14 protein-coding genes and 1 tRNA gene are annotated in these 16530 nt (G+C 69.0%); 1 reads left to right on the top strand and 14 read right to left on the bottom strand.

The features are described 5' to 3' along the window. Positions 1-5: 5 nt before the first annotated feature. From prmC to ACIA49_RS36215, 12 genes are all read right to left on the bottom strand, one after another. Entirely contained in the window at positions 6-827 is an 822-nt protein-coding gene (prmC, locus tag ACIA49_RS36270; protein ID WP_396382802.1) for a peptide chain release factor N(5)-glutamine methyltransferase, read from the bottom strand. Beyond that, positions 824-1900 carry a peptide chain release factor 1 gene (prfA, locus tag ACIA49_RS36265; protein WP_396382801.1) on the bottom strand — a complete coding sequence of 359 codons (1077 nt, stop codon included), beginning with the start codon at positions 1898-1900 and terminating at the stop codon, positions 824-826. The genes prmC and prfA overlap by 4 nt, the downstream gene beginning before the upstream one ends. 153 nt (positions 1901-2053) lie before the next feature. Beyond that, a complete protein-coding gene (gene rpmE, locus ACIA49_RS36260) occupies positions 2054-2260 on the bottom strand; it encodes a 50S ribosomal protein L31 (protein ID WP_391547781.1) in 207 nt (68 codons plus the stop codon). Positions 2261-2371: 111 nt separating this feature from the next. Then, positions 2372-4432: a transcription termination factor Rho gene (gene rho / locus ACIA49_RS36255; RefSeq protein WP_396382800.1), complete on the bottom strand. Its 2061-nt coding sequence runs from the start codon at positions 4430-4432 to the stop codon at positions 2372-2374. A gap of 324 nt (positions 4433-4756) precedes the next feature. After that, entirely contained in the window at positions 4757-5653 is an 897-nt protein-coding gene (gene thrB, locus ACIA49_RS36250) for a homoserine kinase (RefSeq protein WP_396382799.1), read from the bottom strand. Position 5654: 1 nt separating this feature from the next. Further along, positions 5655-6719, bottom strand: coding sequence for a threonine synthase (gene thrC / locus ACIA49_RS36245; RefSeq protein WP_396382798.1), 1065 nt, complete (start codon positions 6717-6719; stop codon positions 5655-5657). 4 nt (positions 6720-6723) lie between these two features. Continuing rightward, complete coding sequence (locus ACIA49_RS36240) at positions 6724-8016, bottom strand: homoserine dehydrogenase (protein ID WP_396382797.1); 1293 nt, start codon at positions 8014-8016, stop codon at positions 6724-6726. Then, on the bottom strand, positions 8013-9419 hold the full coding sequence (lysA, locus tag ACIA49_RS36235) for a diaminopimelate decarboxylase (protein ID WP_396382796.1): 1407 nt from the start codon (positions 9417-9419) through the stop codon (positions 8013-8015). The genes ACIA49_RS36240 and lysA overlap by 4 nt, the downstream gene beginning before the upstream one ends. Further along, positions 9416-11074, bottom strand: coding sequence for an arginine--tRNA ligase (argS, locus tag ACIA49_RS36230; protein ID WP_396382795.1), 1659 nt, complete (start codon positions 11072-11074; stop codon positions 9416-9418). The genes lysA and argS overlap by 4 nt, the downstream gene beginning before the upstream one ends. 95 nt (positions 11075-11169) lie before the next feature. After that, entirely contained in the window at positions 11170-11682 is a 513-nt protein-coding gene (locus ACIA49_RS36225; RefSeq protein ID WP_396382794.1) for a hypothetical protein, read from the bottom strand. 11 nt (positions 11683-11693) lie between these two features. Further along, entirely contained in the window at positions 11694-11882 is a 189-nt protein-coding gene (locus ACIA49_RS36220) for a PspC domain-containing protein (RefSeq protein ID WP_396382793.1), read from the bottom strand. 427 nt (positions 11883-12309) lie between these two features. After that, entirely contained in the window at positions 12310-13143 is an 834-nt protein-coding gene (locus ACIA49_RS36215; protein ID WP_396382791.1) for a hypothetical protein, read from the bottom strand. A 78-nt stretch (positions 13144-13221) separates the two neighbouring features. Here ACIA49_RS36215 and ACIA49_RS36210 point away from each other — a divergent pair. Continuing rightward, positions 13222-13293: transfer RNA gene (locus ACIA49_RS36210), tRNA-Arg, on the top strand. 268 nt (positions 13294-13561) lie between these two features. Here the strand turns inward: ACIA49_RS36210 and ACIA49_RS36205 are convergent. Both ACIA49_RS36205 and ligA read right to left on the bottom strand, forming a co-directional pair. After that, entirely contained in the window at positions 13562-14422 is an 861-nt protein-coding gene (locus ACIA49_RS36205) for an SDR family NAD(P)-dependent oxidoreductase (protein WP_396382789.1), read from the bottom strand. 98 nt (positions 14423-14520) lie between these two features. Beyond that, entirely contained in the window at positions 14521-16512 is a 1992-nt protein-coding gene (gene ligA / locus ACIA49_RS36200; protein ID WP_396382787.1) for an NAD-dependent DNA ligase LigA, read from the bottom strand. Between the last annotated feature and the right edge of the window lie 18 nt (positions 16513-16530).

The raw sequence follows: 16530 nt of genomic DNA, 5'->3' as shown, positions 1-16530 counted from the left end.
CCCCTCTAGACCCTGCGGCCGGTCGCGAATCTGTTGCGGCCGGCCAGGTCCAGCTGGTCGCGGACCTCGGTGAAGTTTCCGGTCGCGGCGAAGACGGCAGGAGCGGATTCGCCCTGGACGTCGGCGTGCTCACACGCGAACCAGCCGCCGGGCTTCAGGAGCCGGGCCGCCGTCACGCCGACCACCTTGATCTCGTCCAGACCGTCGTCACCCGACCAGAGCGCCAGCGCCGGGTCGTGGTCGCGGACCTCCGCGGTGACCGACTCCCAGGCCGTCAGCGGGATGTACGGCGGATTGCTGATAACCGCGTCCACCAGACCGTCCAGCTCAGGCAGGCAGCCGTCGATGTCGCCCTCGTGGAGCGTGGCGCCGGTACCGGCCAGGTTGCGGCGTGCCCACATGCAGGCCTCCGCAGACAGCTCTACGGCATGTACGACGGCGTCCGGGCGCTCGGTCGCCACGGCACCGGCGATCGCGCCAGAGCCTGAGCAGAGGTCGACCACCAGCGGGGACTTCACGTCGGCGATCCGGTCCAGGATCCAGCCGACCATCACCTCGGTCTCGGGCCGCGGGACGAAGACGCCAGGCCCCACGACCAGCTCGCGGTAGCGGAAGGCCGCCGTACCGGTGAGGTGCTGGAGCGGTTCGCGAGCGGCCCGCCGAGCCACCAGCTCGGCGTACGTACGACGCTCGGCCTCAGAAGGCTCTCGGAGATGCAGGCGAGTGGAGCCGGTGACGAAGGCGAGCAGCTCGGCCGCGTCGTATTCGGGCGACGCGACCCCGGCCGCGCGGAGCTGGTCCGCGGCCTCGGCGATCAGAGCCTTCACTTGGAGTCGACGGCCTCGAGGCGTGCGGTCAGGTCTGCGTCGGTCAGCGCCTGGATGACCGGTGCCAGGTCGCCGCCCAGCACCTGGTCGAGGTTGTGCGCCTTGTAGCCCACCCGGTGGTCGGAGAACCGGTTCTCCGGGAAGTTGTAGGTGCGGACGCGCTCCGACCGGTCGACGGTCCGGATCTGCAGCCGGCGGGCGTCGGACGCCTCCTGGTCGGCAGCCTCCTGCGCCGCGGCCAGCAGCCGGGAGCGCAGTACGCGCATCGCCTGCTCGCGGTTCTGCAGCTGGGACTTCTCGTTCTGCATCGATACCACGATGCCGGTCGGCAAGTGCGTGATCCGGACGGCGGAGTCGGTCGTGTTCACGCTCTGCCCACCAGGACCGGACGAGCGGAACACATCGATCCGCAGGTCGTTCTGGTCGATCTCGACGTCGACGTCCTCGGCCTCGGGCAGCACCAGGACACCGGCCGCGGACGTGTGGATCCGGCCCTGCGACTCGGTCACCGGCACCCGCTGCACGCGGTGCACGCCGCCTTCGAACTTCAGCTTCGCGTACGGCGCTTCGCCCGGCTCCGGCGTGCCCTTCGCCTTCACGGCGACCGTGATCGACTTGTACCCGCCCAGGTCGGAGTCGGCCGCGTCGATGATCTCGGTCTTCCAGTTCTGCGTCTCGGCGTACTTCAGGTACATCTTCAGCAGGTCCCCGGCGAACAGCGCCGACTCGTCGCCGCCCTCACCGGCCTTGATCTCGAGGATCGCGTCCTTGTCGTCGCTCGGATCGCGCGGCACCAGCAGCATCTGCAGCTTCTCGGCCAGCTCGTGCCGCCGGGCCGACAGCTTCACGGCCTCCTCGGCGAACGCCGGGTCCTCGGCCGCGAGCTCCTTGGCCGCCTCGATGTCGTCCGCGGTCTGCAACCACTCGTCATACGTCCGTACGACGGGGGCCAGGCCGGCGTACCGCTTCCCGACCCGCCGGGCGTTGGCCTGGTCGGAGTGCAGCTCCGGGTCGGACATCTGCCGTTCCAGCTCGGCGTACTCCGCCTTGAGCGACTGAACCGCTTCGAACATGGGCCGCACTCCTCCTCTCACAACGAAACAACACTAGCCCCGCGCAAAGGGGGTGCGGGTGGCGAAGCCCCCGCTCGCGGCGAAGCCGCACAACACGCGAAAGCGAGGTGGCCTGCGTTTTCCGCAGGCACACCTCGCCCAGAGGTTTCGTAACTACTTCTTGGCGTAGCGCTTCTCGAAGCGCGCGACCCGACCACCGGTGTCGAGGATCTTCTGCTTGCCGGTGTAGAACGGGTGGCACTGCGAGCACACGTCGGCGCGGATCGAACCGCTCTCGGCGGTGGAGCGCGTGGTGAACGATGCGCCACAGGTGCAGGTCACCGTGGTGTCCACGTACGTCGGGTGGATGTCGCTCTTCAAGACAGTCTCCTAGGAATCAGGTGCTCCGGGTCGTCCACGGCGTGAACGTGAACCGGAACCGACGAACCAGTTTGCCACCCGGAGGCGGCAAACCGGTAATCGGGGCAAAAATCAGTCGCCGTTGGTGGTGCTGTGCGTGCTCCCCGTGGACGGGGTGGTCTTGTTGACCTGCATCAGGAACTCGATGTTCGACTTGCTCTCCTTGAGCTTGCCGATCAGCAGCTCCAGGGCGGCCTGGCCGTCGAGCGCGGACAGCACCCGGCGGAGCTTCCAGACGACCTGGGTCTCCTCCTTCGACATCAGCAGCTCCTCGCGGCGGGTGCCGGAGGCGACGACGTCGATGGCCGGGAAGATCCGCCGGTCGGCGAACTCGCGGCGCAGCCGGAGCTCCATGTTGCCGGTGCCCTTGAACTCCTCGAAGATCACCTCGTCCATCTTCGAGCCGGTCTCGATCAGCGCGGTGGCGAGGATGGTCAGCGAGCCGCCGTCCTCGATGTTGCGCGCCGCGCCGAAGAACCGCTTCGGCGGGTAGAGCGCCGAGGAGTCGACGCCACCGGACAGGATCCGGCCGCTGGCCGGGGCCGCGATGTTGTACGCGCGGCCGAGCCGGGTGATCGAGTCGAGCAGCACGACCACGTCGTGGCCGAGCTCGACCAGCCGCTTGGCGCGCTCGATGGCGAGCTCGGCGACCGTGGTGTGGTCGTCGGCCGGGCGGTCGAAGGTGGAGGCGATGACCTCACCCTTGACCGTGCGCTGCATGTCGGTGACCTCTTCGGGCCGCTCGTCGACGAGCACGACCATGAGGTGAACCTCAGGGTTGTTCGTGGTGATCGCGTTCGCCAGCGCCTGCAGCACCATCGTCTTACCGGCCTTGGGCGGCGAGACGATCAGGCCGCGCTGGCCCTTGCCGATCGGGCTGACGATGTCGACGATCCGGGTCGTGAGCACGCCCGGCTCGGTCTCCAGGCGGAGCCGCTCGGTCGCGTACAGCGGGGTGAGCTTGTTGAAGTCCTGCCGCTGCTTGGCGACCTCCGGGTCCGACCCGTTCACGGTGTCGATCCGGACCAGCGGGTTGAACTTCTCCTTGCGCTCACCCTCCTGCGGCTGCTTCACCGCACCGGTGATCGCGTCACCCTTGCGCAGGCCGTAGCGCTTGACCATCGACAGCGCGACGTACACGTCGTTCGGGCCGGGCAGGTAGCCGCTGGTCCGGACGAAGGCGTAGTTGTCCAGCACGTCGAGGATGCCGGCGGCCGGGACGAGCACGTCGTCCTCGCTGATCGTCGGCTCCGGGTCGAACCGCTCGCCACGACCACGGTTGCGGGTCGAGTCGCGCCCGGTGTCACGGCCCGAGTCGCGCCCGGACGTGACCGGCTGGCCGTCGCGGTTGCGGTCCCGGTCGCGGCCGCGGCGACGGCGGCGACGGCCGTCGCCCTCCTCGCCGGCCTGGTCCTGCTGCCGGTTGTCGCGGCCGGACTCACGGTTCTGCTCGCGGGACTGGTTGTCCCGGTTGCCGTCGCGGTTCTGGTTGTTGCGGTCGCGGTCGTTGGTCCGCTCGCGGCCGTTCTCGCGGTTGCCGTCCCGGTTCTGGTTCTCCCGGGCCTGGTTCTCGCGGCCCTGGTTGTCCCGGTTGCCGTCGCGGTTCTCGCGGTTGCGGCCGTCGCGGTTGCGGTCGCGGCCGTCGCGGTTCTGCTCACGCTCGGTGGACTGCTCGGCGCCGTTCGGCGCGGCAGCCGGTACGGCGGGGGCCTCGGCCGGAGCGCTGTCGACGACCGGAGCCGCCTCCTGCACCGGCTGGCGGGCTGCCGTCTTCGGCGCCTCGACCGCCGGAGTCTCTTCGGCGGTGGCCGCAGCGGCGGCACGGGAGCGACGGCTGCCGCCCTCACGCTTCACCGGGGCCTTCGCCGCAGGCGCCTCGGACGCCTCGTCCAGGGTCGGCTGGGTAGCCTTCGCCCGGGATCCGCCGGTGGAACCACCCGCGGAGCCGCCCGGCTGGGCGGCCTTGATCGCCTCGATCAGCTGGCCCTTGCGCAGTGCGCCGGTGCCCTTGATGCCGAGCGTCCCGGCGAGCTGCTTGAGCTCGGGGAGCAGCATGCCTTCGAGGCCGCCACCAGCCTTGCGCCGACGCGTCGTACCGGCGTCGGAGCTGGCGGCTTCAACAGTTTCTGTCACGTGAGGTCCTTCCCACACGGATCGTCGAGGTGCGACAGCACCATCGACCGTTTCAGCGCCCACGGCCGAACGAAGTGGCACGTGGGGTTCAAGAGACTCTCGCTCTGATCTGAGTCCCCCCGGACATCCCCGGCGCAGGCGGCGCAAGATCACGTTCACAGGGGGGTCGCCACACAACACAGCGTGCCGGGAGCACAGCCCGGATCGTGACGAGAGTTCACCGATCACCTGGAGGGGATCGGGTGAGTCGAGACTAGCACCCCGAGGGGTCGTCCGGCTGACTCAGGGGATACAACGCGTGTCAGTTCCCGGCTATTCCTAGCCTCACCCGGCCTCCATCGACCAGACCTGTACGCCGACTGGATCGATCCGCAGGTCGTGCCGTTCCCAGCCGTCCGGAGGCGGTGGGCACGCCGTACCGCCGAGGACGATGACCGTCGGACCGGCCCCGCTGACGGTCGCCGCGAGCCCACTCCCCCGCAGCTTGTGCACCAGCGCCAGGCTCTCCGGCATCGCCGGTTCCCGGAACTCCTGATGCAGCCGGTCCTCGGTCGCGGTCAGCAGCAACTCGGGCCGCTGCGTCAACGCGACGACCAGCAGGGCAGCCTTCCCGGCATTCGCCGCGGCATCACCATGCGGTACGACGCCCGGCAGCAACCCGCGCGCTTCTTTCGTCAGCACGCGGTTCGCCGGGACGTAGACGACCGCGCCAAGACTGTCCGCAGGGTCCAGCCGAACTGCCCGTCCGTCCTCACCATCGAGCCAGGCAACGGTGAATCCGCCGTACACGGCGGCAGCCACGTTGTCCGGATGGCCCTCGATCTCGTTGGCCAAGCGGAGCAGCCGCTCCCGATCCACCGGCTCACCGGCCAGCCCGAACGCCGCGGCCAGCCCGCCGACGATCGCCGCGGACGACGACCCCAGCCCGCGGCCGTGCGGAATCCGGTTCTCGCATCGCAGCGTGAACCCGGGCACCGGTACGCCGAGTGCTTCGAGCCCGGCCCGGATCGACCGGACGACCAGGTGGGACTCGTCGAGCGGTACGTCGTCCGCGCCGCACCCGGTCACCTGGACGGTCACCCCGGAACCGCCCGGGGTGACGACCAACTCGTCGTACAGGCTCAGGGCGAGGCCGAAGGCGTCGAAGCCGGGGCCGAGGTTCGCGCTCGTCGCCGGGACCCGAACCCGAACCTGGTCACACGGCCGACCGTTCTCGCCCATCTCAGACCAGACCGGCCACGCGTGCGACCGCGTCGGTGTCCGCGGGTGTGACCGGGCTCTCGTTAACGCGAGCGTGGTCCAGGGCGGTGTCGATGTCCTTGAGGCCGTGGCCGGTGACCGTGATCACGACGGTGGAGCCGCCGGGCAGCCAGCCCTGCGCCTTCGCGTGCAGCAGACCAGCCACCCCGGCCGCAGAGGCAGGCTCGACGAAGACACCCTCGTTGGCCGCCAACTCACCCTGGGCCTTGAGGATCTGGTCGTCGGTGAGCATCTCGATCCGACCACCGGACTCGTCGCGGGCAGCCTCGGCCAGCGTCCAGGACGCCGGGTTGCCGACCCGGATCGCTGTTGCCACGGTGTCCGGCTTCTCTACGATCGCGCCGCGCACGATCGGCGCCGCGCCCTCGGCCTGGAAACCCCACATCTGCGGCTTCTTCGTGGCCAGCTTGTCCTTCGCGTACTCCTGGTAACCCTTCCAGTAGGCCGCGATGTTGCCCGCGTTGCCCACCGGCAGCAGATGCAGGTCTGGGGCGTCGCCGAGCGCGTCGCAGACCTCGAACGCCGCGGTCTTCTGGCCCTCGAGGCGGACCGGGTTCACCGAGTTCACCAAGGCGACCGGGTAGTGCTTGCCGAGCTCGCGAACGATCCGCAGGCAGTCGTCGAAGCTGCCGTCGATCGAGACCAGCTTCGCGCCGTGCACGACGGCCTGGGCCAGCTTGCCCTTGGCGATCCGGCCGGCCGGGATCAGCACGAGCGGCAGCATCCCCGCACGGACGGCGTACGCCGCGGCCGAGGCCGAGGTGTTGCCGGTCGACGCGCAGACGACCGCCTTGTCACCGGCCTGCGCGGCCAGCGAGATCGCCACCGTCATCCCGCGGTCCTTGAACGAGCCGGTCGGGTTGTTCCCCTCGACCTTCAGCCAGATCTCACACCCGGTCTGCTCGCTCAGCCACTGCGCGGCCACCAGCGGCGTACCGCCCTCGCCGAGCGTGACCACGGGAGTGTCCGTCGAGACCGGAAGCCGGTCGCGGTATTCCTCGATCACGCCTCGCCACTGGTGGGCCATTGTTTTACTCGCCTTCAACTCGCATGACACTGCTGACTTCACGAACGATGTCCATGTCGCGCAGGGCCTCCACGGTCGCGGACAACGCGGCGTCGGTCGCGCGGTGCGTGACGACGACCAGCTCGGCGTCACTGCCCCGGCCCTCTTGGCGAACGGTCTGGATCGACACGTCGTGCTCCGCGAAGGCCTGGGCCACTGCCGCGAGGACACCGGCCTTGTCGGCCACGTCCAGGGACACGTGGTAGCGGGTCACCGCGTCACCCACCGGACGGACGGCCCGCTGGGTGTACGACGACTCGCCGACCCCCGGCACGCCCTTGAGCCGGTTGCGCGCGGCGGAGACAAGATCCCCGAGGACAGCGCTGGCCGTCGGGGCACCGCCGGCACCACGACCATAGAACATCAGCTGGCCGGCCGCTTTGGATTCCACGAAAACGGCGTTGTACGCATCGCGAACACTGGCCAACGGATGGGTGAGCGGGATCATCGCCGGGTACACCCGGGCGCTGACCGAGTCGGTCGCCTCGTCCAGCTCGCAGATCGCCAGCGACTTCACCACGCAGCCCATCTCCCGGGCCGAGGCGATGTCGGTCGCGGTCACCTCGGTGATGCCCTCGCGATGCACGTCGGCGATCGAAACCCTGGTGTGGAAGGCCAAACTCGCCAGCAGCGCCGCCTTCGCGGCCGCGTCGAAGCCCTCGATGTCGGCGGTCGGGTCGGCCTCGGCGTACCCGAGGGCCTGGGCCTCCTCGAGCGCCTCGTCGAACCCGGCGCCGGTGGAGTCCATCTTGTCCAGGATGAAGTTCGTGGTGCCGTTGACGATGCCCATCACCCGGGTCACGTCGTCACCGGCCAGCGACTCGCGCAGCGGCCGCAGGATCGGGATCGCCCCGGCCACGGCGGCCTCGAAGTACAGGTCGCGCTCGTACTTCTCCGCGGCGGCGAACAGCGTCGGGCCGTCCTCGGCCAGCAGCGCCTTGTTCGCCGTGACGACCGAGGCACCGTTCTCCAGCGCCGTCAGGATCAGGGTGCGGGCAGGCTCGAGGCCGCCGATCACCTCGATCACGAGATCCAGGTCACCACGGGAGACCAGCGCCTGCGCGTCGGTCGTGATCAGGGACGGGTCGACCGCGATGTCGCGCTCGCGCCCGGCCCGCCGTACCGCGATGCCGGCGATCTCCAGCCGGGCGCCGACGCGGGCCGCCAAGTGATCCGCCTGCTCGGTCAGGATCCGCACCACCTCGGTACCGACCACACCACAACCGAGCAGGCCCACCTTCAGCGCTTTGTCGCTCATCCTTCGATCCCCATGTCCAGAAGCAGCAGGTCGTCCTCGGTCTCCCGCCGTACGACGATGCGCGTCCGACCGTCCTTGACCGCGATCACCGGAGGGCGCGGTACGTGGTTGTAGTTGCTGGCCATCGACCTGCAGTAGGCACCGGTCCCCGGTACGGCGATCAGGTCGCCGGGGCCGACGTCGGACGGCAGGAACTCGTCCTTGACCACGATGTCGCCGGACTCGCAGTGCTTGCCGACGACGCGGGCCAGGGTCGGCGTGGTGTCGGAGTACCGGTTGGCGAGCGTGCAGGAGTAGTCGGCGTCGTACAGGGCGGCGCGGATGTTGTCGCTCATCCCGCCGTCGACCGACACGTAGGTGCGGGCCGCGTTGTTGTCGAGCTCGACCTCCTTGACCGTGCCGACCGAGTAGACCGTGCACATCGCCGGGCCGACGATCGCGCGGCCGGGCTCGATCGAGACCTTCGGGACGTCGACGGAGAACGCGCGGCACTCGTGCTCGACGATCTTGCCCATCTCGGTGGCCAGCTGCGCGGGGTCGGACGGGTCGTCCTGGGTGGTGTAGGCGATGCCGAAACCACCACCGAGGTCGAGCTCCGGCATGTCCACGCCGAGCTCCTCGGAAACCCTTGCGTGCAAGGCGATCACGCGCTTCGCGGCGACCTCGAACCCGGACGAGTCGAAGATCTGCGAGCCGATGTGCGAGTGCAGGCCGAGCAGCTCCAGCTCGGGCGCTTCGTTGACCCGGGCAACGGCTTCGAAGGCGGCGCCGGAGGTGATCGAGAAGCCGAACTTCTGGTCTTCGTGCGCAGTCGCGATGTACTCATGGGTGTGCGCCTCGACGCCGGCGGTGACCCGGACCATCACCGGCGCGACGACGTTGCGCTCACGGGCCAGCTCGATCAGCCGGTCGATCTCGTAGAGGGAGTCGGCGATGATCCGGCCGACCCCGGCATCCAGCGCACGAGTGAGCTCGGCCTCGGACTTGTTGTTGCCGTGGAATCCCAGCCGCTTCGGGTCCGCACCGGCGCGGAGCGCCACGGCGAGTTCACCGCCGCTGCAGACGTCGAGGTTGAGCCCCTCCTCCATCACCCAGCGGACAATCGTCGTACTGAGGAAGGCCTTGCCGGCGTAGTACACGTCGAAGTCCTTGAACGCGTTCTTGAACGCGCGGGCGCGGCTGCGGAAGTCGTCCTCGTCCAGCACGTACGCCGGGCTGCCGTGCTCGGCAACCAGGTCGCGGACATCGACGCCGCCGACGACCAGGGATCCCTCGGCGGTCTTCTTCGCGGTGGAGGACCACAGCTGCGGAACCAGATCGTTGACGTCGCGCGGGGCGCTCAGCCAGGGCGGCGCGCGGTGGCCGGCCTGGGCGTGCAGGGCGCCCGCCTCGTGGGCCCTCACATCCGCTCCGGGGCGGAGACGCCGAGCAGGTCGAGCCCGTTGGCGAGCACGGTCCGGGTCGCGGACACCAGGGTCAGGCGAGCCTTGTGCACCGGCTCCACCTCCTCGTCGCCGCGGGGCAGGACCCGGCAGCTGTCGTAGAACTTGTGGAACGCCGAGGCGGTGTCCTCGAGGTAGCGCGCGACCCGGTGCGGCTCGCGCAGCTCGGCCGACGTCGCCACGATCCGCGGGAACTCGGCCAGCGCACGGAGCAGGTCGCCCTCGCGCTCGTGGCTGAGCAGGCCGGGCTCGAACTCGTCCAGCTTGATGCCGAGCTCGTCGGCGTTGCGCAGGATCGAGGCCAGCCGGGCGTGCGCGTACTGCACGTAGTAGACCGGGTTCTCGCTGACCTGCTTGGTCATCTCCTCGATGTCCAGCGTCAGCGGCGAGTCGACCGGGTAACGGCAGAGCGTGTAGCGCAGCGGGTCGACGCCGCCCTCCTCGACCAACTCGGCCAGCGTGACGATGGTGCCGGCCCGCTTGGACAGCCGCATCTCCTCGCCACCCTTGAGGATCTTCACCAGCTGGCCGATCAGGATCTCGATGTTGTGCTCGGGGTCGTCACCGGCGCAGGCGGCGATCGCCTTCAGCCGGTTCACGTAGCCGTGGTGGTCGGCGCCGAGCAGGTAGATGCAGACCTCGAAGCCGCGCTCGCGCTTGTTCACGTAGTACGCCGCGTCGGACGCGAAGTACGTCGGCTCACCGTTGGTCCGGATCAGCACCCGGTCCTTGTCGTCGGTGAAGTCCGTCGTCCGCATCCAGAGCGCGTCGTCGGCCTCATAGAGGTGACCCTGCTCACGCAGCTTCTCGATCGCGTGGCCGACACCGTCCTGCTCGTGCAGGCTGCGCTCCGACATCCACACGTCGAACTTGGTCCGGAAGTGCTCCAGCTGATCCTGCTGCTCCTTCAGCTGCCGCTCGTACCCCGCCTCGCGGAACGCGACCGACTGCTCGGCCTCCGGCAGCTCGGTGATCCCGGGCACCTCGGCGACGATCCGCTGGGCCAGCTCCCCGATGTACTCACCGTGGTAACCGTCCTCCGGGATCGGCTGCCCGTTGGCCGCGGCCATCAGGCTCGCGCCGAACTTGTCCATCTGGTTGCCGCGATCGTTCACGTAGAACTCGCGCGTCACCTTCGCCCCGGCGGCGATCAGCACCCGCGCCAGCGCGTCACCGACCGCCGCCCACCGGGTGTGCCCCAGGTGCAGCGGACCGGTCGGGTTGGCCGAGATGAACTCCAGGTTCACCGCCAACCCCTGCAACGTGTTGCTCGACCCGTACGCCGGGCCCGCGTCCACGATCGACTGCGCGATCTTGCCCTGGGCATCGGCCGCCACCCGGACGTTGAGGAAGCCCGGACCCGCGATCGACACCTCGGTGATCGCCTCGTCGTCGGTCAACTTGGCCGCCAGCAGCTCGGCGAACGCCCGCGGGTTCATCCCCGCCCGCTTGCCCAGCTGCATCGCCACGTTCGTCGCGTAGTCCCCGTGCTCGGGGTTCTTGGGTCGCTCGACCTTCAGCTCGCGCGGCAGCCCGCCCTCGACGGCGATAGCGCCGTCGGCAGCGAGCGCGGTCAGGGCCTGCAGGATCTTCTCAGCGAGCTGTTCCGGAGTCACCGCCCCAGCCTAATGGCGAACCGTCCATTCCCCGGAACCACCATCCACAGCCCGGTACGAGCTGTGCTGATCCCTTCCCCACCCCACCGCCCCGGTCAGCGATCGACACTCACCGTGATCTTGGCGCCACCGCTGAACGGGACGTCCCACGGCGCCGGTTGCCCATCGACGGTGATTTTGAGGTGACGGCAGGCGTCGGCGAGGCATTTTTCGTCGTACTTGAGGCCCCAGAGGGTGAAGAACTGGGCGAGGGTGGGGTGCTCGGAGGTGGTTTTGGCCTCGACGTAGATGAGGCCGTCGGTGGTGTGGGTGTGGACGGCGGCCTGTTCGGCGCGGACGCGGTCGACGCCGATGCCGGCGGGGATCTGGACCGGCTGACCGTCGAGGGTGATCTTCAGGCGCAGGGTGTACGGCGCCGGGCCGGAGAAGTCGAGGGGGAGGCGCTCGAAGCCGGCCTTGTCGATGTAGGAGACCGCGTCACGCGGGGCCTCCCAGGGTGGGGCGGTGGTGCGGAGTTCGGCTGCGGCCGGTTTGGCGGGGCTGACCCCGCAACCGGCCGCAGCGATGCTCAGCAAGAGCAGAGCGGCTGTCTTCACACCTGCTCTCATGGAGAGCCAGGTTAGTACTTCTCCGCCGGCACCATGATCCAGAGGGCGATGTAGATCAGGAACTGCGGACCGGGCAGCAGACAGCTGACCACGAAGATCAACCGCATCGTGTTGGCCGACATGCCGAACCTGCGGGCCAGTCCGGCGCAAACACCGCCGATCCAGCGACCGTTCGACGGGCGTACCAGAGAGCTAGCCATGAGTACCGACGTCCTTTCGTGGTGGGGCTTACAACCACTATGACGCCGCCAGTACCCGGTCCGATCCCGCCGCACCGCTCTTCCAGGGTCCCGTCAGGGTCACCCCGTACTGCCGCCCCGGCGAAGCACCCACCCCGCGACCTTGTGCACCCACCAACCACATCGCGACCGCCGAAACGGTTGAACCGTGCTCAACGTCGCCCGACGACCGGCGTCCAGCACAGCGACGGAGCGCTCTGGGTCGGCGGCGGGGTGGACCTGCATCACCCACTAACTCGTTTGCCAGGCACTCGAGCGGTACGCGCCGAGCGTGAATCACACGGCCGCGCGCAGTTACTGGGTGATGGCGGTCCGCCTGCGTGCTGACGGCAAGCTGGGCACAGTCGACGGCTCGCTTCTCACCTTCGCCGACTGTGCCCGACAAGATCTACCGCTGGAAGCGGTAGGTCTTGCTGTCGGTGGTGATGCAGATGCTCGGGGACAGCACGATGACGCGTAGCGTGCCGTCCTGCTCGAAGTAGTCGATGCCCTCGACCTCGAAGTTCCCGGTGCACCCGCTCTTCAGCGGCAGCTGGCCCAGCGACGTCACGTGGCCGGTCACGTCGGCGGAGCCGACCGGTGCGTCCAGGTCCACCTGCAGCAGCGGCTTCGTCGTACCGAAGAGGGTTCCGGCCGGGTCGTCGGACGAGCAGAGCAGTCGCGTGGCCGTCACGAAGTCACAGCCCTGTACGTCGCGCACCTGGTGATCGAGGTTGATCCGGGACGCCAGCGGGAGGTTCTGGGCCGGGTTGGTGGCACCGACCCCCGGCATCGGGAAGACGAGCAGGCGGTCCATCGTGCCCCACTCACCGTTCACCATCCATCGCGTGTCCGGCGAGACCGCCGACCAACTGTTGTTCGTCGCCTCCCAGGACTCCAGTGCGTGCTTGTAGTTCGACCACACACCCGTCGGCGACTGCACCCGGAACAGCTTCCCGCCCCGGTCGTCCCGCTGGTACGGCTCGACGTACCAGCCCTGTGCCGAACCCGGGTCACCGACGTGGTTCCACCCGCCCACCAACAGATCGAGCGGGATCGTCGCACTCCCGGTGTACCGGTACTGCGTCGTACCGCCACGCGTCACCGTGGCGAGTCCCTGACCTTCATCCAACGGACGGGCGTTGTCCGACCCCACCAGCCGCCAGCCATCAACAGCATGAGCCTGTGCCGGCCACATCACGGCAACCATCATGACCACGAGAGCGATCCCCAGTTTGCGCATGGCCGAGTTCTACCCCACACCGCGAGCCCCAATTCGGAGATGGCATGAACATGCTGCTAATGTTCACCTCGTTCCTGAGCCCCCGTAGCTCAGGGGATAGAGCACCGCCCTCCGGAGGCGGGTGCGCAGGTTCGAATCCTGCCGGGGGCGCGCGATTCTGGGCGATTCATGTCAGCGGAGGGCGCTGACTATGAATCGCTTTTGTGCTTTCTGGGGGCGGAGCCCCCAGACCCCGCCCCGGAGGGGGCTGCGCCCCCCGGACCCCCCGCTGCGGTGGCTGGGGATCAGGTGCCTGGCTGGGGCCGGCTGTGGTTTGGGGCTTTGCCCCTTGCCCCCTGGCGGTGGCTGAGGTCGGCGGTCGGGTGGCTGGTGCGGTGGCTGAGGTTGGCGGTTGGGTGGCCGCTGGGGTGGCTGGGGGTTATGGGTGGGTTCCTTGGGCTTGGGCGGAGAGGGTTTGCCAGTCGGCCCAGGTTTTGAGGCGGTCGGTGTAGGCCTGCTGGATCATGGGGTAGAAGCCTTGACCGAACAGGATGCGCAGGGGCGGGGCGTCGGAGTCGACGATCTTGAGCAGGGCCTGGGCCGCGGCCTCGGGGTCACCGGCGGGCTGCTTTCCGGCGAGCGCACCGAGGCGGTGGCGCAGACCGTCGTACACCGGGTTGGTCGCAGCCAGGTGGCCGTTGTTGAGGGGATCCGGGTTCTTGCCCTTCCTGGTGGCGAAGCCGCCTGGCTCGATGATCGTCACTTTGACGCCGAACTCGGCGACCTCACCCGCGAGGGCTTCGTTCAGGCCTTCGAGGGCCCATTTGGACGCGTGGTAGGCGCCGCCGAGTGGTGAGGCGATCAGCCCGGCCGCCGAGGAGAGCTGGATGATGTGCCCCGAGCCTTGCCCACGCAGGTGCGGCAGCGCGGCCTGGATCACCCACACCGCGCCGAAGACATTGGTCTCCAGTTGGTCGCGAAGGTCCTGCTCGGACAGCTCCTCGATCGCGCCGATCTGGGCGTAGCCGGCGTTGTTCACGATGACGTCGAGACGGCCGAAGTGCGCGTGGGCCTGCTGCACGCTCGCGAAGACTGCTTCCTTGTCGGTCACATCCATCGCGAGCGGAAGCACCGCGTCGCCGTACACGGCGATCAGGTCGTCGAAGCTCTCGGTGCTCCGGGCCGTTGCGGCCACCCTGTCGCCCCGGGACAGAGCGGCCTCGACGAAGGTGCGGCCGAGGCCACGCGACGAGCCGGTGACGAACCAAACCTTGCTGTTGTTCTCGCTCTTTTCGCTCATGCCCACGAGACCCCGCGCACCGCTCGGCTGTGACGACTTGTGAACGACCTCACAGCCGGTTGAGAGGTGTCTAGAGGAGGGGCGTCGAGCTCTAAGGCTTAGGCCACACCGGCGTCGAGGAGTTGCTTCCAGATCTCAGACTGGTCGACGACCTCTACCTCCAGTTTTTCGGCTTTGGTGATCTTGGCGGCGCCTACGTCGGCGCCGGTGATGAGGTAGTCGGTGCTGGCGGAGACGGAGGAGGCGATGGTGGCGCCTGCTCGTTCGCAGAGGCGTTGGAAGGCGGGGCGGGCGACTTTTTCGCCGGTGCGGGGGTCGGAGATGGAGCCGGTGACGACGACTGTCTTGCCTGCCAGGGGTGCGCCGGCGGCGACTACGGGTGGGAGGTCTTCTTCCCGGACGTCGAGGGAGACGCCGGCGGCGCGGAGGCGTTCGAGTTCGGGCTGCAGGCGGTTGAGGTGCTCGATCAAGGATGCGGCGACCTTGGGGCCGATGTCGTCGACGGCGACCAGGCCTTCTTCGCCGGCCTCGATGACCGCTTCGAGGGAAGGGAATCCGGCTCGGCACAGGCGCGCCGCGGTACCTTCGGAGGCCATCGGGATGGCCAGGCCGATCATGGCGCGGCGGAGGCCGACCTGCTTGCTGGCTTCGATGGAGTCGACCATGCGGGTGGCGGAGACCTCGCCGACGCGGTCGAACTCGAGCAGCCGTTCCTTCGTCAGGCCGTAGAAGTCCGAGGGGTTCTCCAGGTCGCCGGCTTCGGCCAGGCGCTCGATCCAGACACCGCCGATCGCGTCGATGTCGGCGGCCGCGCGGGACGCCCAGTGGATCAGGCGGCGGACGGTCTGCGCAGGGCAGGCGACGTTGGTGCAGAAGAGTTCGCGGCTGTTGCCCTGCTCGGTCAACGGCTCGTCACAGGACGGGCAGCTGGTCGGCGGGACGATGTCGATCTCAGCCCCGGTACGGCGGGATTCGTCGAGCACGCCGGCCACGAACGGGATCACGTCCCCGGCTCGCCGGACCAGGACAGTGTCGCCGATCTTGATCCCGCGGGCCTTGATCACCTCCTGGTTGGCCAGCGTGGCGCGGGTGACCGTCGTACCGCCGACGAAGACCGGCTCGAGCCAGGCGACCGGCGCGATCTTGCCGGTCTTGCCGACGTCCCAGCGGACCTCGAGCAGGATCGTGGTCTTCTCCTCGGCCGCGAACTTGAACGCGAGCGCACCGCGCGGCGAGCTCGAGCGCGTCCCGGCCGCGGCATACGCGTCGCGATCGGCAAGCCGCAGTACGGCGCCGTCCAGGTCGTAATCCAATGCGTTGCGGTGCTGCTCGATCCCGGTGATCACCTCCTGCGCCGACGCGGCGTCCGTGCAGTGCTTCATGTCGGCGGCGGTGAAGCCGAGTGTCTTGAGCCCACGCTCGAGATCGGCCTCGGTACTGTCCGGGTCGGTCTGCAAGTCGAACGCGAGAAACTGCAGCCGTCGCTCGGACACGGTGGCGGGGTCCTTCGCCCGGAGGGTGCCGGCCGCAGCGTTGCGCGGGTTGATCAGCGGCTTGTCCGGGTGCGCCTCGTTGTACGCCGCGAACGTCGACCGCAGCATCACCGCTTCACCCCGCACCTCGACGCGGCCGGGCGCATCGAGCTGATGCGGTACGCCGTCCGCCAGCGCGCGCACCAGCGGTGTCACGTCGTCACCGGTGGTCCCGTCGCCGCGGGTGATCGCCCGGGCGAACCTGCCGTCCTCGTAGACCAGCGCCAGCGAGAGCCCGTCGAGCTTGGGCATCACCACTACCGGTTGTCCCGGGAACCGGCTGAAGAACGCCTCGACCTGCTCGGGCTTGGTCGCCTTCTCCAGCGACAGCATCGGGCGCGAGTGCCGGATCGGGGCGTGCAGCACGGCCGGAGCGCCCACCTGGTCCAGCGGGTTCGGGTCCGGCGTCAGCTCCGGGTTCGCGGCGATCAGGGTGCGCAGCTCGTCCTCGACCGCGTCGTACTCCGCGTCGGCGACCACCGGCGAGCCCTGGTAGTAGCTGTCGCGCAGCTCCACGATCCGGGCCGCGAGCTCCTGAATGCGTTCATCGACGTTCACGGCACCGGACGTTACCTG

The organism is Kribbella sp. NPDC051587 (assembly GCF_044453945.1).
Taxonomy (GTDB): domain Bacteria; phylum Actinomycetota; class Actinomycetes; order Propionibacteriales; family Kribbellaceae; genus Kribbella.
Note: the sequence above shows the minus strand (reverse complement) of the source record. Positions and strands in the feature narration are given on the sequence as shown.

Coding starts and splice junctions, on each gene's coding strand:
- ACIA49_RS36225 (WP_396382794.1), bottom strand. CDS start 11,682: ATGAGAGCAGGTGTGAAGACAGCCGCTCTGCTCTTGCTGAGCATCGCT.
- ACIA49_RS36215 (WP_396382791.1), bottom strand. CDS start 13,143: ATGCGCAAACTGGGGATCGCTCTCGTGGTCATGATGGTTGCCGTGATG.
- ACIA49_RS36240 (WP_396382797.1), bottom strand. CDS start 8,016: ATGAGCGACAAAGCGCTGAAGGTGGGCCTGCTCGGTTGTGGTGTGGTC.
- thrC (WP_396382798.1), bottom strand. CDS start 6,719: ATGGCCCACCAGTGGCGAGGCGTGATCGAGGAATACCGCGACCGGCTT.
- prfA (WP_396382801.1), bottom strand. CDS start 1,900: ATGTTCGAAGCGGTTCAGTCGCTCAAGGCGGAGTACGCCGAGCTGGAA.
- thrB (WP_396382799.1), bottom strand. CDS start 5,653: ATGGGCGAGAACGGTCGGCCGTGTGACCAGGTTCGGGTTCGGGTCCCG.
- ACIA49_RS36205 (WP_396382789.1), bottom strand. CDS start 14,422: ATGAGCGAAAAGAGCGAGAACAACAGCAAGGTTTGGTTCGTCACCGGC.
- ACIA49_RS36220 (WP_396382793.1), bottom strand. CDS start 11,882: ATGGCTAGCTCTCTGGTACGCCCGTCGAACGGTCGCTGGATCGGCGGT.